This is a genomic window from Pseudoxanthomonas sp. Root65 (assembly GCF_001427635.1).
Taxonomy (GTDB): Bacteria; Pseudomonadota; Gammaproteobacteria; order Xanthomonadales; family Xanthomonadaceae; genus Pseudoxanthomonas_A.
In genome coordinates this window covers 467768-488191 of record NZ_LMHA01000003.1, presented here as the reverse complement: position 1 = coordinate 488191, position 20424 = coordinate 467768, and the positions used below count along the sequence as shown (strand labels likewise).

Here is a 20424-nt window from a genome sequence, read left to right as displayed (position 1 = left end):
TGGTGTTGTATGAAGGTATATCACCCATGAACGACTTCCATGCGCCGAAGGTCATGGTGACTTGCGTCGAGGTTCATGCTGCGTACGCGACAGCCGAAGGAGACGATGCGCCGTTTCGCCCTCGCCTACATGAAGAACGCCTCATCGCCACCGTAAACGTCGATCCATTACGGGGCACGGCAACCGCCCGGCGGCGGCCGCAGGCGTTCTTTCGCGCACTGACGTTCTCTGTGCGCGGCATTCGGTCGCAGGCTATACTTGCGTTCAGCCAAGCGCCGCGGTGGTACGTGGCGCGCGCAACCTGAGAGTTTCACGAGAATGATGCGACTGCTGCCGCTCGCTGCTTGCCTTGCCTTGGCCGCCCTTCCGCTGGCCGCCCTGACCGCCCAACAGGAAACCCCGGTTGCGCCGGCCACCGAAGCCACCGAAGCCGCTGCCGCGGCCCCCGCCGCCGCACCGAAGCCGCTGGTCGGCAACCCCGACACCGGCCGCACGCTGAGCTACACCTGCCAGGGCTGCCACGGCATTGAGGGTTACAAGAATGCTTACCCGAGCTTCAAGGTGCCGAAGATTGGCGGCCAGTCGGCCGACTACCTGGCCAACGCGCTGACCGAGTACCGCACCGGCAACCGCAAGCACCCCACGATGCAGGCCCAGGCGCAGAGCTTCTCCGACCAGGACATCGCCGACATCGCCGCTTTCCTTTCCACCGTCAAGTAAGCCCACCATGCCCAACGCCAAGCACGCCCAGCGTCTAGCCATCGTCCTGTTCGCGGCCCTCACCCTGGTGGCTTGCTCGAAGGAAAGCACCGAGGCTTCGGCCGAGAATCCCGGCCACGCCAGCGGCCAGCACGGGTCCAGCTCGTCGGCCGGCCTGCCCAAGGGCCATATCGCCAAGGGCGAGGCACTGGCCAAGGCCAAGGGCCAGGCCACCGGCCAGAGCTGCGTGGACTGCCACGGCGCCGAAGGCAACGCGCCGATCGACGACACCTACCCCAAGCTGGGCGGCCAGTACGGCGACTACCTGGCGCACGCGCTGCAGGCCTACCGCAGCGGCGATCGCCAGCATGCGCTGATGACCCCGCAGGCCGCCGGCCTCAGCGACCAGGACATCTCCGACTTGGCGGCATACTTCGGTTCGCGTCCGTCGCAGCTGCGCGACCTGCACGGCGTGCACAACTAAGTCTTCCCCATCCTCGGGAATGCGAAAACGGAGCCCAGGGGCTCCGTTTTTGTTTGCGGCGACCTCAGGCTTCTTGTGGGAGCGACGTCAGTCGCGATGAACCCTCCGGATGCGTCATCGCGACTGACGTCGCTCCCACACCCTTCGTCATCTGCACCCTCAGCTGTCCGTCGGAATCGGCTTGCGCTTGACCGGGATCTCCGGCGGCGGACGTGCCCGGGGCGGCTCCGGGAACAGGCTGCCCAGGCCGCAACCACCGCCCAGCTGCAACACCGAGATCGCGCACTTGAGCTTCATGCGGGTGCCCGGAATGGGAATCTCGACCTCGCGCACATTCCGCCGCACCCATTCGGCGAGCAGCGATTCGCTGGGCACCCAATACTTGTCGAAGCTGGTCGGCTCGTAATCGTAGGGCGGCCGCTGCAGCCAGGTGCCCGCTTCTTCCAGCCGCTCGCGCGTCCACTGGTCGTTGCCGCCGCCGGGGGCGCCGCGTTGCGCCGTCGCCTCGCCGGCATTTCCGGGCACGCGCAGGCTGCCGTCGGTGTTGTACAGGCCGGGCTGGTCGCGCCCGTCGGCCGCGCTGTCGCCGGCGACGTTGCGGCGCGCATTGCCCCATTCGTCCGTGCCCGCCGGCGTGTTCCAGCCACCGGGTTTGGCGGCCGGCAACGGACCCGGCGCAGTGGAGGCGGATGACGCGCTGCCGCGCGGGGAGGCACCTGGCGTCGATGTGCTCGGCGCTGACGTATTTGCGGCCGATGACGAGGCCGGGCTTGATGCGCGTGCGCTGGATGGGGCCGGCGGCGCCGGTCGCGGGGAAGGCTCGCGGACCTCGGCTTGCCGCACGCTGCGTTCCTGCGTGGCGATGGGACGCGGCGCCACCTCGCGCGACGGCACCGGCACCGCACGGATCTGCGGGGCGGGCGCCGCCACTTCGCGCTCCCTGACCTCGGCCTCGCGCGTGGCCACCGCCGGCACGTCCACGGCGCGCACCGGCACGTCACGGCGTACGACGGGTGCAGTGACCGGGGTGGGTATCTCGCGGTTGGGGACGCCGATTTCCCGCAGCGCCGGCTGCGTGATCTCTGGTTGCCGGGGCGTGGGCGGCGGCAGCACGAACGCACGGGTGGGTTCGGCGACCTCGGTTACCTGCAGCGGCTGCTCCGCGATTTCCGGCAGCGGCACGTCGGGTGGCGGGATGGGCGACAGGTCCATCGCCACCGTGGGTGCCGGCACGTCCGCCGGCGCCGGGACCTGTTCGACCGGCGAGGATTGCGCGGACGACGGCGGGGCCGGGGCCGGAGACGACGGTGCGGCGCTCGCCGACTGCGCGGCCGACTCACCGGCCTGGGTGGCCCCGCCCGGTTCTTCGGGACTGCCATCGCCGATCATTTCCAGCCGTACGCGGCTGCTGTCGCCCGCCTCCTCGGGCGGCGGCGGGATCTTCACCAGGGCCACCCACAGCAGGAACAGGAAGAACAGCAGGTGCAGCAGGCTGCTGCTGAAGCCCGCGGCCCAGCGCATCCCCCGCTCTTCGCGCGGGGGCGGGCCCCAACCCTGGTAGAACAGCGCGCGCAGCGCACCAACCCTGCCCGGCAGGAAGGGGGCCGCGCGCTCGACCGGCCGCGCACGCGCGATCACCGTATCGACGATGGCGTCGGCCCTCTCGGCGGTGATGCGCCCCAAGCGTTCGGGCAAGGCACGCAGCCACAGGCCCCAACCGAAGGGCAAGCCGGTCTGGCGTTCGACGATGGGGGCCGCCTTGCGCGGCAGCAGGTGCGCGATGACGTCGGTGGCGTTCGTCACCGGCGCTCGGCTCCGTCAGGCGGCGTTGCCGCGCGGGATATAGGGTGCATCGCCGGTCCCGTGATCGGTCGCGTCGCGGACGGCGGTGACGCCGGGCACGCGGGCCATCAGCGTCTTCTCGATGCCCTGCTTGAGGGTGACATCGGCCATGCCGCAGCCATGGCAACCACCGCCAAAGCGCAGCCAGACCACGCCTTCAGCGCTGACTTCCTCGACCGCCACGCGTCCCTTGTGCGACGCCAGCTGCGGATTGATCTCGTTGTCGACCACCCAGCGCACGCGCTCGACCAGCGAGGCCGCATCGCCGGGCGCTTCGCCCTTGATGCGCGGCGCCTTGATGGTCAGCTGGGTGCTGGCGCCCTTCAGTACGTAATCGATATCGGCGCCGTCCAGCCAGTGCACGCTGGCCGCGTCGACGTACAGCGTGAAACCGTCGCAGTCGACGGCCCATTCGTCCCCGGCTAGGTCGCGCGGCTCGGCGAATTCCAGCCGCGCGTCGGCTTGGGCCGTGCCGGGGTGGACCGCGCTGAGGCGCACGCCCAGTCCGGGCAGGGCTTCGCGTTCGATCAGCTTGCGGAAGTGCGCCTGCGCGCTGTCGGAAATCTGGATCATGCGGGCTATTCTAGCCCCCTGCCCGACGGGCATTCACATCCACAGGCCGGTCGTCGTGGTTCATTCAGACTGGTCGCCCAGCAGGAGTTGCGCCATGTCCGACCTCATCCCCCTCGCCCGCGCGCACTGCGTGCCGTTGCGTGGCAGCGAGCACCGCCTGCCGCCGGCCCGCATCACCGAACTGCTGCCGCAGATCCCCGGCTGGGAGGTGGTCGAGGACGGGCATGCCCTGCTGCGTACGTTTCCGTTCGACAACTACTACGAGACGATGGCGTTCGTGAACGCGCTCGCCTTCGTCGCGCATGCCGAAGACCACCACCCCGACCTGGGCGTGCATTACAACCGTGCCGTGGTGCGCTACTCCACGCACGACGTGGGCGGCCTGAGCGAGAACGACTTCATCTGCGCGGCCAAGGCCAGCGCCCTGCTGGGAGAATCCTGATGGAACGTCGCATCGCCCCCGTCACCGTCCTGTTGCTCGCTGGCGTGCTTGCACTCTCAGCTTGCGCCAAGAAGCAGGAAGAGTCGGCAGCGCCACTGATCGCTCCTACGGAGCTGGCTGCGGTCGACACCCCGCCGCCCGCCTATCCGGCCGAAGCCGAATGCAACAGCGACGGCGGCACCACGGTGCTGCGCGTGACCATCGAGAAGGATGGTGTGCCGGCGCGCGTGTCGCAGGTACAGGGCAGCGGCAACGCGGCACTCGACAAGGCCGCGCTGGAGGCCGTCCAGACATGGAAGTTCCGTGCCGCCACCCGCAACGGCAATCCCGTCAGCCACACCATCAACGTCCCGGTGACCTTCCCGCCCGTGCTCGAAAAGCCGACGCGGTGCTTCGCACAGGGCGCGGGCTGAGCCCGACAGAGGACACCTCTCGATGGAAGGCATCAATCTCTGGGCGGTCCTGGTAGCGGCGCTCTCCAGTTTCCTGCTGGGCGGCGTCTGGTACGGGCCCCTGTTCGGCAAGGCGTGGAACGCGGCGGCCGGCATGGACCCGCAGAAGCAGGGACACCCGGCGAAGATCTTCGGCGGCGCGTTCGTGTTCTCTATTATCGCCGCGATGGCGTTCGCCTACCTGCTCGGCCCTGCGCCCACATTGACGACAGCGATCAGCATGGGAGCGGTGGCCGGCGTGGGCTTGGTCGCCGCCAGCTTCGGCATCAACTATCTGTTCGCGCAGCGTGGTGCGACGCTGTGGCTGATCGATGCCGGCTACCACACGCTGCAGTTCACCCTGTTTGGATTGATCCTCGGCCTCTGGCACTGAGGCTTCCTGCCGTTCGTCCGTTCACGGGCGTGTCTCGGGTTGCCAGACCGATGCCTGCTGCGTAGACTCCGCGACCTTCTCAGATAGCGCAGGTGCGCCGTCATGCGTGTCTTCAATCTCCCAGAGAGCTTCACCGCATCCTGACCGGATGCCGACCGACCGGGCCATGAGGGCCTGCGCCGAACCGTGAACGCATTCCTGACGCCCGAGCGCGTCGGTGAGACGAGACAAGCATGAACCTGCGTATGTCGCGCGCCGAATGGGCGCGCTTGTGGCAGCTGCGTCTTTACGCCTGCCTGCTGAAAACCGATCCCGAAGAAGATACCTGCCGTGCGCTCGCCGCCGGCCTGGGCAATCTGCGCGTGCGCCGCGTCGAGCCCACGGCGGCTGCGCTGCGTCACAAGGTAGGCGAGCTGTTGGCGCGTCGGCGCGCATCACCGCCACCCCCGCTGATCGACGAACCGGTGTTCGCCGAACTGGCCCGCCTGTTTGGTTGTTCGCACGACGACGTGCAGGTGCTGGCATTCGCCTGCGCCTTGCAGGAGCATCCCGACCTGCGCGAGGCCGTCGATCTCGGTCGCAAGCGCTGGCACAGCCATCGCGCGGGCCTGATGCGGCTGCTCGCGGGCGCGCTCGAGCTGCCGGGCCGCCGACTGCGCGACACCCTGCGTCCACGCGGTCCGTTGCAGTCCAGCGGCCTGCTGCGCATCTACTACGGCCAGTATGCGGACGCAGCGGAATGCCTGGAACCCGCGGACCACATGCTGCAACTGCTCGACGACGGGGCCCTGGATGCGCGCTTCCTCGACCGTCTGTTCGAACGCGCCTCCGCCACCGCGCTGTCGCTGGAGGACTATCCGCACCTCGCCGCGCCCTTGCAGCGGATGCGCGACTATCTGGCCGCCGCCGCACGCGACGGCGCGGGCGCCAACATCCTGCTGCACGGCCTGCCCGGCACGGGGAAGAGCGAACTGGCGCGCGCACTCGCCGCATCGCTGGGCATGGACCTGTTCCTCGTGCGCACCGCCAACGCCGACGGCGAGCCGATCGAACACCAGGCGCGCCTGCAGGCGTACGACACGGCGCAGCGCGCCCTGTCGGCCAACCCGCGTGCGCTGCTGCTCTTCGACGAGATCGAGGACGTGTTCCGTCCGCCTTCGTCACGCGAGGAACGCGCGCCCGCCTTCAAGAGCTGGATCAACCGGCGCCTGGAGACCACGACGGTGCCGTGCCTGTGGGTCGGTAACCGGATCGGCAACCTAGACGATTCGCAGCTGCGCCGCTTCGACATGGTGCTGGAAGTGACCGCGCCACCCTTCGCGCACCGCCGCACACTGCTGCGGCGTGCGCTCGGCGACCGGCCGATCGACGACGCCCTGCTCGATGCGATCGCGGACCACACCAGCTTCACACCCGCGCACTACACGCGGGCCGCCCGCGTCCTCGACCGTCTCGGCATCCGCGACGACGCCGCGAGCGCGCAGATTCTGCGCGGCTCACTGGACGAACTGGCGGAAGTACAAGGCGTGCGGCGCATCGACACCCTGGCGCATCCGCTGCCCTTCGATCCCGCCTGGATCAATACCACTCCGGCGGTCGACACGGTCGCGCGAGCGCTGGCGCACGACCCGCGTGGCCGCCTCTGCCTGTACGGCCCGCCGGGCACCGGCAAGACCGCGCTGGCGGCCCACCTCGCCCGCGAGCTGGGTCGTCCGCTGCTGCTGCGTCGCGCATCGGACCTGCTCAGCGCCTGGGTCGGCGAAACGGAAGCGCGCATCAGCGCCATGTTCCGCCAGGCGGAGCGCGAAGGGGCGCTGCTGTGCCTGGACGAGGCCGACAGCTTCCTGCGCGACCGACAGCAGGCCCGCAGCAGTTGGGAAGTCACCCAGGTCAACGAACTGCTGACCCAGCTCGAGGACTTCCGCGGGCTGTTCGTGGCGTCGACCAACCTCATCGACCAGGTGGATGCGGCCGCACTGCGTCGTTTCGACTTCAAGCTGCGCTTCGACTGGCTACGACCGGCGCAAGCGGCACAATTGTTCCTGCACTACGCCGAGGTGTTTGCGCTGGCGCCGGACGTCGCACCCGACAGCCTGATGTCGCGTCTCGCCTCGATGGGCCGGCTGGCACCCGGCGACTTCGCCGCACAGCGGCGCCGGCTCGCCGCCCTGCGTGGCCAAGGACGGCACAGCGATCTGCTGGAGGCGCTGGCACAGGAGATGGCACTCAAACCCGGGGGCAGCACGGGCGGCATGGGCTTCACCGCCGCCCTCACCGCCCCACGCGTTCAGCCCAACTGATCCAGCGCGGCCGCCAGATCCTCGGCCAGCGGGGCATTGAGCACGTAGGGGGTCCGGCCGCCATCGAGGGCGAACTGCAGCGACGCGGCGTGCAGGAACAGGCGCTTCAGCCCCACCTGCTCGCGCAGCCGCTTGTTCACGGCCGCGTCGCCGTACTTGTCGTCGCCGGCCACCGGGTGGCCGATGTGCTGGGCGTGCACGCGGATCTGGTGGGTGCGGCCGGTTTCGATGCGGACTTCGCAGTACGAATGCCCGCCGCGCCGTTCCAGCACGCGGAAGTGGCTCAGCGATTCCTTGCCGTCGCGATGCACCTGAACATGGCGCTCGCCGCCCTGGCGCAGGCCGATGTGCAGCGGCGCGTCCACGCTCATCACCCCATCCGGCATTCGGCCGACCAGCAAGGTCAGGTAGCGCTTCTCGATGCTGCGGGTGCCGTCCTCGCTGTCCTCGCGCAGCAATGCCTGCAGTTCGGACAGGGCCGAACGCTTCTTGGCCATCACCAGCAGGCCGGAGGTGTCGCGGTCCAACCGGTGCACCAGTTCCAGCGTCTGGTTCGGCCGCAGCGCGCGCATGGTCTCGATGGCGCCGTGGCTGATGCCGCTGCCGCCATGGCTGGCCACGCCGGTGGGCTTGTTGATGACCAGCAGCCGCTCGTCCTCGAAGACGATGGCGGCTTCCATCCGTTTGAGGAAGCCCGCCGGCGGCGCGGCTTTTTCTCCTGCCTCACTGAGACTGACGGGCGGGATGCGGACTTCGTCCCCACCCTCCAGCTTGCGCTCGGCCTTGGCCCGACCGCCGTTCACCCGTACCTGGCCGCTGCGCACCAGCTTGTAGACCAGGCTGCGTGGGGCGCCTTTCAGCTGGCCGAGCAGGAAGTTGTCCAGCCGCTGCCCGCCACGGTCCTCCGGCACCTTGACCGTCCTCACGGCGCTCTTGCTGGCCGCCGCCGGTTTGTCGACGGGGGGGCTGGGGTTGGAACCATTCATTCTGTTACACTCGGAGGGCGAGATAAGGGTTTGATTTCGCAGGGAGTTGCCGTTGGGCCAGAAGCCCGTCTCCCCGCGATTCCGGCAAGTGCGCGGCCACCGCCCCAGGGGCGGCCATGTTAGCGGCTCATCGGCAGACCCGGATACCGCCGGGTGCGTGACGGCACCTGATGCTGAACATGTCCCGCGCGGCGCCCCCTCTTGAGGGAAGCTGCCGCCGGCCCTGCAACACCTATTTAGAAAGAAGCGCTCCCGCGGCCTGCCGTGGTGTCGTAGCGCTGGAAACCCGATCCGCCCCGCTGCGCCTGCGCAAGGGGCGGTGCAACGTTCCAGAGGCGAAACCCCATGGCGTTCCGCGCGGTAGCAGCGCGCGAGGAACGCACAATGAAACGCATGTTGATCAACGCCACGCAGGCCGAAGAGCTGCGCGTGGCCATCGTCGACGGTCAGACCCTGTACGACATCGATATCGAGCAGCCGTCGAAGGAACAGAAGAAGTCCAACATCTACAAGGGCCGCATCACCCGGCTTGAGCCCTCCCTGGAAGCCGCCTTCGTCGATTACGGCGCTGACCGCCATGGCTTCCTGCCGCTGAAGGAAATCTCCCGCGATTACTTCCAGGCCGGCGTCGACCACAACAAGGCCGGCATCCGCGAGTTGCTGAAGGAAGGCCAGGAAGTCGTCGTCCAGGTGGACAAGGACGAGCGCGGCAACAAGGGCGCCGCCCTGACCACGTTCATCTCGCTGGCTGGCCGCTACATGGTGCTGATGCCCAACTCGCCCACCGCCGGTGGCGTGTCGCGCCGCATCGAGGGCGATGACCGGGCCGAGCTGAAGAAGGCGATGGACGCCCTGGCCATCCCCGACGACATGGGCGTGATCATCCGCACCGCCGGCGTCGGCCGCGACGCCGAAGAGCTGCAGTGGGACCTGGACTACCTGCTGAGCGTGTGGAAGGCCATCGCCGAAGCCGCGCTGACCAAGCCGGCCCCGTTCCTGATCTACCAGGAAAGCCGCCTGATCGTGCGCGCCCTGCGCGACTACCTGCGCAGCGACGTGGGCGAGATCCTGGTCGACACCGACGAACTGTACGAAACCGCCCGCGAGTTCATGCAGCAGGTCATGCCGCACAACCTGCGCAAGCTGAAGGCGTACAAGGACGACATCCCGCTCTTCAACCGCTTCCAGATCGAATCGCAGATCGAAGGCGCCTATGAACGCAACGTGCGCCTGCCCTCCGGCGGCTCAATCGTGGTCGACCAGACCGAGGCGCTGACCGCCATCGACGTCAACTCGGCGCGCGCCACCAAGGGCGGCGACATCGAGGAAACCGCGTTCCACACCAACATGGAAGCGGCCGAGGAAGTGGCCCGCCAGCTGCGCCTGCGCGACCTGGGCGGCCTGGTGGTGATCGACTTCATCGACATGTCGAGCAACAAGCACCAGCGCGAAGTCGAGAACAAGCTGCAGAACGCGCTGAAGTACGACCGTGCCCGCGTGCAGATCGGCCGCATCTCGCGCTTCGGCCTGCTCGAGATGAGCCGCCAGCGCCTGCGCCCGTCGCTGGGCGAATCCAGCCAGATCGTCTGCCCGCGCTGCGAAGGCCACGGCCGCATGCGCAGCGTCGAGTCGCTGTCGCTGTCGATCATCCGCGTGGCCGAAGAGCACGCCATGAAGGACAACACCGGCCAGGTGCTGATCCAGGCACCGCTCGAGATCGCCAACTTCCTGCTCAACGAGAAGCGCAGCGCCCTGCGCGAGATCGAACAGCGCCACGACGCGCCGGTCATCATCGTGGCCGACGAGGCGCTGCACACGCCGCATTACGAAGTCACCCGCATCCGCGAGAACGAGCTGGGCGAAGAAAGCAGCAAGCCCAGCTACCACCGCGGCACCCAGCGCAAGCTGCCGGTGCATGCGCTGACCAAGGCCCAGCTCAACATCCCGGCCGCGCCGGCGGTGACCCACGTCAAGCATGCCCAGCCCGCGCCGGTGCGCGAAGAACGCGAAGCCCCGGTGGCCGCGCCTGCGCCCGCCCCGGTAGTGGCGGCACCGGTGGCCGTCGCCGCGCCTGCCTCGGGCGGTGTGGTCGGCTTCTTCAAGCGTCTGTTCGGCGGTGGCGAAGCCGCCGCGCCCGCCCCGCAGGCCCGTCCGCAGCAGGACAGCCGCCAGCGCAATGACCGCACCAACGGTTCCAACGGTCGTCGCGAGAACCGCGATGGCCGCGACAACCGTGGCCAGCAGAATGGCGCACGCGGCGGCAAGCAGGACGGCAACCGCCGCGACGAGCGCAACAAGGGCCAGAACGCCCAGGGCGGCAATGCCCAGCAGCAGAAGCCGCGCAACGAACCGCAGGGCCCGAAGCAGCCGAAGCCGCAGGGCAGCCAGCCGCAGAACGGCCAGGGCAATCCGCAGCAGCCGCCGAAGGCAGCCAGGCAGCCGCAGGGTCAGCAGGGTGGCAAGCCGCAGGAAGGCCAGCGCCAGCAGGCCCCGCGTGCACCGCAGCAGGACGCCGTCGCCAAGCCCGCCGTTGATGAGACGCTGACGACAGCAGCCGCTGCCGTGGTCGCCGCGCAGGACACCGCACGCACCACGCCGCCCGCCGCTGCTCCCGTCATCGCACCGACGGCAGAGGCACCGGCGACCGAGCTCGACACGACCCAGGTCGCCGCCGTCGAGGGCGATGCCGCGCCGTCGGCCGAAGGCGATACCGGTGAGGGCGGCCGCCGCCGCCGTGGCCGTCGCGGTGGCCGTCGCCGCCGTCGTGGGAATGGCGAAGCCGGTGCTGGCGAAGAAGGCCTGCTGGCCGACGATCTCGGCAGCGACGACGAAACCCAGGTGGCCGACCGTTCGCAGCCCGAATTCGATTTCGACGACGAGGAGCCGGCCGTCGCCGCCCCGCGTCCGCCGAAGCCGCGTCCGGCTGCACCCGTCGCCGTCGCGCCCGTGGTGGCATCCGCGCCGGTCGTCGCCGCTGCGGTCGCCGCTGCGGAACCATCCGCCGTCGACACGACGCCGGACGTCGTGCCCGCCCCGGCCGTGGTCGAGACCACCGCCGCCGTCGCGGTCATCGAAGAGGTCAAGGCGGAAGCCGCCCGCGCACAGCCCGAGGTGATCGCCACGGTGCAGCAGGAAGCCCCGGCCGCCGTCGCCATTGTCGAAACGGTGAAGGCCGACATCGCCGCCGAGCCCGCCCCAGTGGTCGCTGCGGTTGAAGCGCCCATGGCCGTGGTCGAAGCCGTCGAAGAGGCCCCGGTCGCCGCCGTGCGCAACGAGCCCGTGCAGATCGATCTGGTCGACGCGGTCAACGAAGCCACGGCCGACATCGAGGCGCCGGTCGAAGCCGTCGCACCCGCGCCCGCCGCGCCGAAGCCCGCCAGCGCCCCGGCCACCGGCTCGCTGTTCTTCGTCGCCGATGCGGACACGCCGCCGTCGGTCACGCGCAGCCTGTTCGAGCCCGTGGTCACGCCGGTCAAGTCGGCGGACGAGATCGCCCAGGCCGACAAGCAGGACGACGACAGCACCGAGGAACGCAGCGCCTGACGCGCCGCGCTCCTTCGATAATCGTCGTGAAAGCACACTGGCCGCGAAAGCGGCCAGTGTCGTATCAGCTCCTCTACCGTGCGGGTTTGGCAAGGGTGGAACGATGCGACTACAGTCCCTCCATGTTCCCAGCGCATGGATGCCTGTCATGGAGTCAGTCGCCTCGTCGTTCACCCTGAGCCGTGCGGTGATCGCACTGCTTGCCTGCCTATCCGGCACGGCCGGCGCCCAGTCCCGCGAGGTCTACACCTGGACCGAAGGCCCGGTGGTCGTGCGCGGCGCCGACAACACGCGGGAACATCTGTTGAAGCAGACCTTCATGGAGGTGTACTGCGTCGACATGCCCGACGCCGGCCCCATCGAGAACGTCGTGCACGGCACCCTCAAGGGTGGCGCGATCTCGTATTACCGGCTGGCCTACACCAACGGCCTGCATGGACACGTGGTGACCTCCACCCTGCCGAATGGCCGCACGGCCTCCGACGAGTACGCGCGGCTGTTGCAACGCGAGCAGGACACGGCATTGGCCATCCGCACGGCCGCCTCCGGGGAGCGCTATGTGGTCGACACCGGCACATCGCCCTTCGGTCCGACCGTGGAGATGCGCCTGCTCAACATCGAGGGCGGCAACGAGGACGGTCCGTTCCCGGTCACGCGTCCCCTGCTGAACGTGCCCGATGAACCGCTGTACTCGCTTTCGGTCCATCGCCTGTTCGTGCATGGCGGCAGCCGCTACGAAATCGCCGTGCTGGGCGTGCCCGCGAAAGGCGAATCCCGCACCGCGCTGGAATCCCGTGCCGCGCAGCTTGCCGACACCATGCTGGCTTCCCTGCAGACCTGCACCGCGTCGATGGAAGCGAGGGCACGGTCTGCGCGCTAGAACGCACACTCGCATGCTCGCGATGGATTCCAGCTTGACCAGACGCGCGTCTGTTAAAAGCCGCTGGAATGACGATCTCAACGCCGTCGTCCCAGCGAACGCTGGGACCCATCTTGATCTTCTGCTGATCGTGACGTCGAGGTAAGCGCAGCGGCCCAAGCGCAATGGATTCCAGCTTGCGCTGGAATGACGTCCTCAAAGGCGAAGGCAGCTCCGTCATCCCGGCGGCTTTTAACAGACGCACGTCTGGTCAAGCCGGGACCCAGCGACCGGCATCATCGTCCTGCGTGAGAAGCGAAAGACACTGGGTCCCGGCCTACGCCGGGATGACGAGCCCAGCGCCGTCGTCCCAGCGAACGCTGGGACCCATCTTGATCTTGATCTTGATGCCGATCGCGCCGTCGCGGCAAGCGCAGCGACCTAAGCGCAATGGATTCCAGCTTGCGCTGGAATGACGTCCTCAAAGGCCAAGAGACCTCCGCCATCCCGGCGGCTTTTAACAGACGTACGTCTGATCAAGCCGGGACCCAGCGACTGGCGTCATCGCCTTGCGCGGGAAGCGAAAGCCACTGGGTCCCGGCCTGCGCCGGGATGACGATTCCGATGCGCCGCCTGCCCAGTCAAAGCGCGCGCGTCGGATCCATCAGGCCCCACTGCGCGGCCAGCCGGGCCAGGGCGATGTTGTCCTGCACGCCGGTCTTCTCGAACAGGCGCGTCTTGTGCGTGTTCACCGTTTTCGCGCTCAGGCTCAGGCGACGGGCGATCTCTTCCTGGCGCAGGCCCTGCGTCAGCAGCATGGCCACTTCCAGTTCGCGTGGGGACAGCGCGTCGAATGGCGAGGCATCGCCGCCCACCGTATGCAGTGCCAGGTTCTGCGCCACGTTGCTGCCCAGATAGCGCTTGCCGCGCGCCACATCGCGCACGGCACGGATCAGTTCCGCCGCATCGCCGGCCTTGCCCAGGTAGCCGGAGGCGCCGGCTTCCAGCAGGCGCTTGGGCAACGGCCCGTCTTCCAGCACCGACACGATGATCACGCGCACGCCGATGTCGGCCCGCACCAGACGCTCGGTCACTTCCAGTCCGCTATAGCCCGGCAGGTGCAGGTCGCACAGCACCACATCGGGCTTCAGCTGGCGCACCAGCGGCAGTGCCGCCTCGCCCGTCTCCGCCTCGCCCACCACCTCGATCTCCGTATCGGTGCCGAGGATCAGGCGCATGCCGGTGCGCACCAGGGCGTGGTCGTCGATCAGGAAAACGCGGATGGTCATGTAAGCCGATGCCTTGGGGAGAACGGGTCGAGCGTAGAGGGGCCGTCCGTCGCCGCGCAATTAACATTGTATCGATGCGCGGCGGCTACATGGGTGTAGTCGCCGGGTGCGTACGGCATACTCGGATTTTCCCCGGGGATTCCACCATGTCCGATCTGCGCCATCGCACCCGCGTTGCCCTGCTGCTGTCCCTCGTCGCCAGCGTCCCGGCCTGGGCCGACAACAACGTGTCGGAGCGCTGGCAGCACCAGGTCGAGGCGATCAGCGCGGGCACGGGCACCATCGCCCGCGGCGACGCCATCGGCGCGCGCCTGGACACGCTGGGCATCGCGTGGAAGCGCGAGGCGTTCGTGCGCGGGGACCAGGCCGGCGAGAATCTCGTTGCCGATCTCGGCGGCCCCGACAAGGCGCCGCTGCTGCTGATCGGCGCGCACTACGACAAGGTCCCGGTCGGTCACGGCGCCACCGACAACGCCTCCGGCGTGGCCGCCGTGCTGGAACTGGCACAGGCGCTGAAGGCCACACCGTTGGCCCACCATCGCGTGCAGGTGGTGTTCTGGGACCTGGAAGAGAAGGGTCTGGTGGGCGCACATGCCTGGGTCGCCACCGCAGGGCGCGAGAGGCCGGCGCTGTACGTCAACTTCGACGTGTTCGGCTGGGGCGACACGCTGTGGATGATGACGCCCGCCGCCGAGGGCGACAGCCGGCTGGTCGCCGCGCTGCGCACCGCGAGCACCCAGGAGAAGCTCGGCTTCTCGCCGGGCGACAAGTACCCGCCCACCGACCACCTGGCCTTCCTCAAGGCGGGCTGGCCGGCGGTGTCGTTCTCGCTGGTCGGTGGCGACGAGATCGATCCGATCCTCGCCGTCTTCGGCGGCGGCAAGCCGGCGCAGGTGCCGAAGGTGATGCAGGTGATTCACAGCGAACGCGATACCACCGCCGAGCTGGACGGCGCGCGCGTGGACGACGCGCTGCGCGTGGTCGAACAGGGCCTGCGCGCCTGGGACGCCGCCGCCACGCACTGACACCGCACGGCGGACACACGAACGGGCCCTTGCGGGCCCGTTTGCGTTGGGGCGAGAACACGCCTGGCTCTCCGGGCGGCGACGGTGTCGGACTCGCGGTCCACCGCCAGGCGCAGCACGGAACAGGGGGTGTCCGGGAAGCTGCGTTCGGTTCTCTCGTGGTGCCCTGGGTGTCAGCCTTGCGGCTCGGTAGCAGGGGTGTGCGGGGGACAGAGGGGGTGGATCCGTCTTCCCGACCACTGGCGGCCGTTTTACGTACGGCAATGCGAAGACGATGTGTAGACGGTTCAGTCTGACCGCACAGTTTTCTCACACCGCTTCCACATGACTTAATCCCGGGAAACGGCAGGCTGCCCCTATGCGTCCACGTCACGGCGCGTCCCGTAGGTTTTCGCACAGACACCGCAATCTGCTTGCCATGATGACCTTCGACCTGTTCCATGCCCCGGCGGAAGACGGCTCCTACGAGCTGTCGATCAACGAGTCGCCGCCGCTTCATTTCGCCAGCCCGGGCGCCGCGCTCGGCTACGCCGTGAAACTGGCCAACCAGCGCCACCAGCAGGGGCTGGACTACGCCATCAACATCGAAGGCGGCGACGGCCGCTGGCGGCTGTTCGAGGGCTGGAAGCTCTGCGCCTGACGCCGAGGGTGCGGCGGCGATAACGCTGTCCGCATCCGGTGAGTCGCCTGCGCCGGGTCATGGCACCCTGACGGTCCGACGTCCACCACCGGTCCGCCCATGACGCCCTCGCCCGCCGCCCGTTTCCGCCACCTGCACACGCAGGGCCTGCTCCGCCTGGCCAACGCCTGGGACGCCGGCACGGCGCGCCTGATCGAACACCTGGGCGCGCCCGCCGTGGCCACCACCAGCGCCGGCCTGGCGTGGGCGCAGGGCTATCCCGATGGCGACACGCTCGACGTGGAAGCCCTGCTGCATGCGGTCACCGCTATCGCGCGGGTCATCACCGTGCCGTTGACGGTCGACATGGAAGGCGGCTATGCGGACGATCCGGCCACCGTCGCCGACACCGTGCTGCGCGTCGTGCGTGCCGGCGCGGCCGGCATCAACCTGGAAGACGGCGCCGGTGATCCCGCCCTGCTCGCCGCCAAGATCCGCGCCATCCGCGAGGCGTGCGCTGCGCAGGGCCTGGATGTCTTCATCAACGCACGCACTGACGTCTATCTGCGCGGGCTCGTCGAAGAAAGCGCGCGGCTGCAGACCACGCTGGCGCGCGCCGCGCTGTACCGCGATGCCGGTGCCGATGGCCTGTTCGTGCCCGGCCTGGTCGATGCCGACGCCCTGCGCACACTGGCGGCGCGCTGCGGTCTGCCGCTCAACGCGATGCTGCGTCCGCAGTTGCAGGATCTCGCCGCGCTGGAGGCTCTGGGCGTGCGGCGCGTCAGCACCGGCTCGGCCCTGGCCGAGTCGATGTATGGCCGGCTGGCCGCGCAGGTCGACACCTTCCTGCATGCCGACACCACCGCCCTGCCCGACCCGCAGGCGATGGGCTATGGCGCGGTCAACGGTCTGTTCGGCTGAGTCGACGCGCGGGCGGGTAGGATTTTTCCTACAGCACACCGGGACAAGGCCCGACTGTGAATGTGAAAGCGATGGGCGAGGATAGCCACGTCCCCGGCAGCACGCCCTGCGCAGGCCAGGAATGGCCGCTCTGCAATGGAACTGGGCGCTGCCTTGAGCAAGCAGCACTGCCGGAGCCGGGGACTCCCCCTTTCAGACCCGACCTTCATGGTCGGGTTTTCTTTTGCCTGTCGTGAGCCGCGGATCCGCGAATCAGCGGCCCAGCCAGAGCTCGGGCATCTGCAGCAAGCCGAACAGCACCAGCGCGGTGGCCGCGATCAGCAGCCAGGCCATGCTCCGCATCATCAATGTGCGCATCGTGGGTCTCCTGCCCCGGGTGTGACGTGACTATCGCGAGTCACACGGGAGGAGTCAAAGGTAAATGCGTTAAGCCGCAATCGCTGCCTGCGGGCCCGCATTCTCCCCCTGCTCTTCGCCGCGTGCAGCCGCCAGGAACTCGCGTCCCCAGCGCGACAGATCGTGGTGGCGCACGATGTCGAACAGCCGGCGCTGACGGTCTTCGCGTTCGCCCGGTGTCATCGCCAGCGCCTGCCGCAGCGTGCGCGCCAGGTCGGCCGGATCGTGCGGATTGGTCAGCACCGCGCCCTTCAGTTCGGCCGCAGCCCCGGCGAATTCCGACAGCACGAGCACGCCGTCGCCGCCGTCCAGGCCCTGCACCGCCACGAACTCCTTCGCCACCAGGTTCAGGCCATCGCGCAACGGCGTGATCCACATGACGTCGGCCGCGGCGTAATGCGCCACCACGTCGGCGAACGGCAGCACGCGGGCGAAGAAGCGCACCGGCGTCCAGTCCAGTTGCGACAGCCGGCCGTTGATGCGGCCCACCGCCTGTTCGATCTGCTGTTGCAACGGGCGATAGATGGTCATCTCCTTCGCCGCCGGCACGCACACCAGCACCAGCGTCACTTCGCCCTGCAGTTCCGGCGATTCGTCCAGCAGGCGCTCGAACGCGTGCAGCTTCTGCAGGATGCCCTTGGTGTAGTCCAGCCGCTCGATCGACAGCACCAGCTTGCGGCGGCCGATCTCGTCGCGGATGCGCGCGATGTCCTCCGCCACCTGCTCGGTCTCCAGGCTGGCGCGGATGCGGCCCACGTCGGTGCCGATCGGATGCGCGCCGATGCGCACCGTGCGGCCGTCGATGCGCAGTTCCGTCGCCATGTCCTCTACGCCCACGGCGCAGCCGAAGGTCAGGAAGCGCGGCGCGCACGAGGCGCGTGCGGTGACCTCCACAGGGAAGGTGCTGCGCACCGCGTCGGTGAAGTTCTCCGCATGGCGCGGGATATGGAAGCCCACATAGTCGCAGGCCAGCAGGCTGCCGAGGATCTCGCGCCGCCACGGCAGGATGGCGAAGATGTCCGCCGACGGGAACTGCGTGTGGTGGAAGAAGGCGATCTTCACGTCGGGGCGCAGCTCGCGCAGCACCGACGGCACCATCCACAGGTTGTAGTCGTGCAGCCACACCGTGGCGCCGGGCGCGGCCTCGGCGGCGGCGGCCTCGGCAAAGCGACGGTTGACGCGCTTGAACAGCGCCCAGTCGTCCTCGTTGAAACGCGCGCGCTCCCAGAAGCTGTTGATCACCGGCCAGAACGCTTCCTTCGAGAAGCGTTTGTAGAACACGTCCACCTCGTGCTTGGTCAGCGGCACATGCGCGGCGGTGAGACCGGGATAGCGCTCGGCATCCACCGGCGCGCGCGCCTCGACCGGCGGCGCCTTCGGATCGTCCACCGTCCACGCCACCCATGAACCGGGCTGGCCGTTGCCGAAGAAGCTGAGCAGGCTGGGAATGATGCCATTCGGCGAACTGTGCGGCCGGCGCACGCGCTGGCCGTCGACGATGTGCTCCTCGTACGGCAGGCGGTGATAGACCATCACCAGTTCCGCCTTGCCCGGCGGATGCAGCGTGGGCGGGTAATCGTCGGCATCGATGAGCGCGAAATGCGCCATCGCCTGCAGGATGCCACCGCAACCCGGCGCGTCGGCATGCAGCACGTTGTCCATGCCGGCCGTGGCGGCGACCAGCGCCGGCTCGGAGTCGCCCACACACACGCCAGGGAAGCCCTCGCCGTACATCGACAGGTCGTTGAGGGTGTCGCCGGCCACCAGCACGCGCGCGGGGTCCAGTGCCAGTTCGTCCACCAGCGCCGTCAACGTGCTGCCCTTGCGCGTGTCGCGCGGCAGGATGTCCAGGTAGCGGTCGGCTGAATACAGCACCTCGCAGCCCAGCGAGGCGGCCACGGCTTCCACCTCGGCCTGGATGGTGGAGAGCTGCTCGGGATGGCAGTAGTACGAGCAGCGGCGCTCCTGCGGCACTTCCTGCCGCACCAGCATGGGAAAGCGGCGCATGGCGTCGGCCACCACGTGCTCGCCCGGCCAGCGCGCTTCGATCTGCGACTGCAGCGGCTGGATCGGCTGCATGTCGGCGGTGCGCAGCACGGTGGCGCCGACATCGCAGATCACGTAGTCCGGCGTGGGCAGGCCGGGATCGGCCAGCAGCGAGAGTATCGCTTCGCGGCCGCGGCCGGTCACCCAGGCCAGCTTGACGTCGGGATGGGCGTCGACCAGGTGGTACAGGCGCTTGCGCGCTTCCGGATCGCCGGCCAGGAAGGTGCCATCGAGATCGGTGGCAAGAAGAAGGGGTTGCTCAGGGTGTTTCAGCAGGCTCATGCAGGTGCACTCCATAAGGGGGAGATGCCGCGCACAAGGCACGACGCGAAGGCGTACAGGGACGCCGGCGGGGAGAGTCATCGCATCGAAAGAAGGCGCCACGAACGGGCGCAGGAAACTAGGGTGCCGCGTGCCAGGCACGCTGCGCGCGGAAGCGCTGCAGATGTGCGTCCGTCCCCGAAGCATGGACGCGGACATCGACTGATGCGATGCAGCATTGTAGGCCGCATCTCACAGTGAGAGGTCAACGTAATGTTAAGAATGTTAAATCTGCGGCCGAAAACCGCTGTTTTCCGCGCGCCCTGCCCCACAGACGGCACCGGCACGCTGCGCTCTGCTCACTGCAAGACGCCACCTTGGGCCTGAAAGATCCTCTCTTCTCTCAGTAAGGTCCGGCGATGGACCTGAAAGATCCAACGTTGGACCGAAAAGATCCTCTCTTCTCTCACTAAGGTCCAACGATGGACCAAAAAGAGCCTGTCATCTCTCAACAAGATCCGACGCTGGACCGAAAAGGTCCTCTCTTCTCTCACTAAGGTCCGGCGTTGGGCGAAAAAGAGCCGTTCTTCTCACACGAAGGGGATCGCGAGAGCGAAAAAGGTCCGCGCGCCGCCCAAAAACATCCGATGGGGGCATTCCACGCATCGCGCGCCCACCGATGGCGGCGATCAACGCGACTCGGAGATGCGCAGGATCTTGCCGTTTGTGTTGATGGTGAAGACGATGGTCTTGCCCTCACGGAAGTAGGTCCAGTTCTCGCCTTCGAGGGCGCCGTACTGGTTTTCCAGGGGTGTGACCAGGTCGGGCTTGCCGGCGATCTCGACAAGTCTTCCGATGCTGTCGCCGCTGCTGACCACGCGGTTGCCGAAGGCGTAGGTGTCGGCGAAGGCAGCGCCGGCCGCCAGCATCAAGGCCAGGAAGAGTGCGGTCTTGCACATGGGTAGCCCTTTCCGTTGAGTGGGGCGAGTATAGGCCCGGCCCTAGGCCAGCATGATATTCATCAGCGCCAGCGTCGCCACCGCGGTCGCCAGCCAGATCATCACCCGCTTGAGCAACGCGGCATCCAGCGCCCCCGCCGCCCGCGATTCGCCCGGCACGTTGAAACCCACCACCAGCACATGCACCGGCAGCGCCACCACCAGCAGGAACGCGAACACCCAGTTCAACGTCTCCTCCCCCAGGTGCGGCCAGAGCAACGGCATCACGATGCCGGCGAAGAGGCCGGCAGTGGCGGCGGTGAGGGGGGTTGGGGTGAGTTTCATGCGGGATGCGTCTTATCGGGCGTGCCCGGAG

The 20424-nt window shown here is 68.3% G+C and carries 19 protein-coding genes; 12 read left to right on the top strand and 7 right to left on the bottom strand.

From position 1 onward, the window contains the following. Positions 1 to 26 precede the first annotated feature (26 nt). Genes ASD77_RS18265 through ASD77_RS16925 form a run of 3 tightly spaced genes read left to right on the top strand, consistent with a single transcriptional unit; the run spans position 27 to position 1183 of the window. Complete coding sequence (locus ASD77_RS18265; RefSeq protein ID WP_156383707.1) at positions 27 to 305, top strand: hypothetical protein; 279 nt, start codon at positions 27 to 29, stop codon at positions 303 to 305. Positions 306 to 321: 16 nt separating this feature from the next. After that, positions 322 to 720, top strand: a complete 399-nt coding sequence (locus ASD77_RS16930; RefSeq protein ID WP_055945109.1) for a cytochrome c — start codon at positions 322 to 324, stop codon at positions 718 to 720. A gap of 7 nt (positions 721 to 727) precedes the next feature. Further along, on the top strand, positions 728 to 1183 hold the full coding sequence (locus ASD77_RS16925; protein ID WP_055944695.1) for a cytochrome c: 456 nt from the start codon (positions 728 to 730) through the stop codon (positions 1181 to 1183). A gap of 159 nt (positions 1184 to 1342) precedes the next feature. On the opposite strand, the gene ASD77_RS18260 is transcribed toward ASD77_RS16925, so the two are convergent. Further along, a complete protein-coding gene (locus tag ASD77_RS18260; protein ID WP_055944691.1) occupies positions 1343 to 2986 on the bottom strand; it encodes a hypothetical protein in 1644 nt (547 codons plus the stop codon). Between the two features lie 15 nt (positions 2987 to 3001). Then, complete coding sequence (locus ASD77_RS16915) at positions 3002 to 3598, bottom strand: NfuA family Fe-S biogenesis protein (protein ID WP_055944688.1); 597 nt, start codon at positions 3596 to 3598, stop codon at positions 3002 to 3004. Positions 3599 to 3692: 94 nt separating this feature from the next. Between ASD77_RS16915 and ASD77_RS16910 the strand changes: the two genes are divergently transcribed. The 4 genes from ASD77_RS16910 to ASD77_RS16895 all read left to right on the top strand — a co-directional run bounded on the left by ASD77_RS16910 (position 3693) and on the right by ASD77_RS16895 (position 7165). Then, positions 3693 to 4040: a 4a-hydroxytetrahydrobiopterin dehydratase gene (locus ASD77_RS16910; RefSeq protein WP_055944685.1), complete on the top strand. Its 348-nt coding sequence runs from the start codon at positions 3693 to 3695 to the stop codon at positions 4038 to 4040. Next, entirely contained in the window at positions 4040 to 4453 is a 414-nt protein-coding gene (locus ASD77_RS16905; protein WP_055944682.1) for an energy transducer TonB, read from the top strand. Before ASD77_RS16910 ends, ASD77_RS16905 begins: the two co-directional genes overlap by 1 nt. 22 nt (positions 4454 to 4475) lie before the next feature. Further along, the gene (locus ASD77_RS16900) at positions 4476 to 4865 is read left to right on the top strand and encodes a DUF1761 domain-containing protein (protein ID WP_055944679.1); all 390 of its coding nucleotides are present in this window, start codon (positions 4476 to 4478) and stop codon (positions 4863 to 4865) included. A 233-nt stretch (positions 4866 to 5098) separates the two neighbouring features. Continuing rightward, on the top strand, positions 5099 to 7165 hold the full coding sequence (locus ASD77_RS16895; RefSeq protein ID WP_055944675.1) for an ATP-binding protein: 2067 nt from the start codon (positions 5099 to 5101) through the stop codon (positions 7163 to 7165). Here the strand turns inward: ASD77_RS16895 and ASD77_RS16890 are convergent. Next, complete coding sequence (locus ASD77_RS16890; RefSeq protein ID WP_055944672.1) at positions 7153 to 8151, bottom strand: RluA family pseudouridine synthase; 999 nt, start codon at positions 8149 to 8151, stop codon at positions 7153 to 7155. The genes ASD77_RS16895 and ASD77_RS16890 overlap by 13 nt on opposite strands. 384 nt (positions 8152 to 8535) lie before the next feature. Between ASD77_RS16890 and rne the strand changes: the two genes are divergently transcribed. Further along, positions 8536 to 11694 carry a ribonuclease E gene (gene rne, locus ASD77_RS16885; RefSeq protein ID WP_055944669.1) on the top strand — a complete coding sequence of 1053 codons (3159 nt, stop codon included), beginning with the start codon at positions 8536 to 8538 and terminating at the stop codon, positions 11692 to 11694. Positions 11695 to 11842: 148 nt separating this feature from the next. Continuing rightward, positions 11843 to 12574 carry a hypothetical protein gene (locus ASD77_RS16880; RefSeq protein ID WP_055944665.1) on the top strand — a complete coding sequence of 244 codons (732 nt, stop codon included), beginning with the start codon at positions 11843 to 11845 and terminating at the stop codon, positions 12572 to 12574. A 620-nt stretch (positions 12575 to 13194) separates the two neighbouring features. Here the strand turns inward: ASD77_RS16880 and ASD77_RS16875 are convergent. Further along, complete coding sequence (locus ASD77_RS16875; RefSeq protein ID WP_055944661.1) at positions 13195 to 13842, bottom strand: response regulator; 648 nt, start codon at positions 13840 to 13842, stop codon at positions 13195 to 13197. Positions 13843 to 13988: 146 nt separating this feature from the next. Between ASD77_RS16875 and ASD77_RS16870 the strand changes: the two genes are divergently transcribed. The 3 genes from ASD77_RS16870 to ASD77_RS16860 all read left to right on the top strand — a co-directional run bounded on the left by ASD77_RS16870 (position 13989) and on the right by ASD77_RS16860 (position 16407). Beyond that, a complete protein-coding gene (locus ASD77_RS16870; protein WP_055944658.1) occupies positions 13989 to 14867 on the top strand; it encodes a M28 family metallopeptidase in 879 nt (292 codons plus the stop codon). A 421-nt stretch (positions 14868 to 15288) separates the two neighbouring features. Continuing rightward, a complete protein-coding gene (locus tag ASD77_RS16865; protein WP_162247647.1) occupies positions 15289 to 15507 on the top strand; it encodes a hypothetical protein in 219 nt (72 codons plus the stop codon). Positions 15508 to 15606: 99 nt separating this feature from the next. Further along, entirely contained in the window at positions 15607 to 16407 is an 801-nt protein-coding gene (locus ASD77_RS16860; protein WP_055944652.1) for an isocitrate lyase/phosphoenolpyruvate mutase family protein, read from the top strand. Between the two features lie 426 nt (positions 16408 to 16833). Here the strand turns inward: ASD77_RS16860 and ggpS are convergent, their stop codons facing one another. From ggpS to ASD77_RS16845, 3 genes are all read right to left on the bottom strand, one after another. Then, positions 16834 to 19131 carry a glucosylglycerol-phosphate synthase gene (gene ggpS / locus ASD77_RS16855; protein ID WP_055945106.1) on the bottom strand — a complete coding sequence of 766 codons (2298 nt, stop codon included), beginning with the start codon at positions 19129 to 19131 and terminating at the stop codon, positions 16834 to 16836. Positions 19132 to 19799: 668 nt separating this feature from the next. Next, positions 19800 to 20069 carry a hypothetical protein gene (locus ASD77_RS16850; RefSeq protein WP_055944649.1) on the bottom strand — a complete coding sequence of 90 codons (270 nt, stop codon included), beginning with the start codon at positions 20067 to 20069 and terminating at the stop codon, positions 19800 to 19802. Between the two features lie 42 nt (positions 20070 to 20111). Beyond that, positions 20112 to 20393 (bottom strand): hypothetical protein, encoded by a 282-nt coding sequence (locus tag ASD77_RS16845; protein ID WP_055944646.1) that lies wholly within the window; start codon positions 20391 to 20393, stop codon positions 20112 to 20114. Between the last annotated feature and the right edge of the window lie 31 nt (positions 20394 to 20424).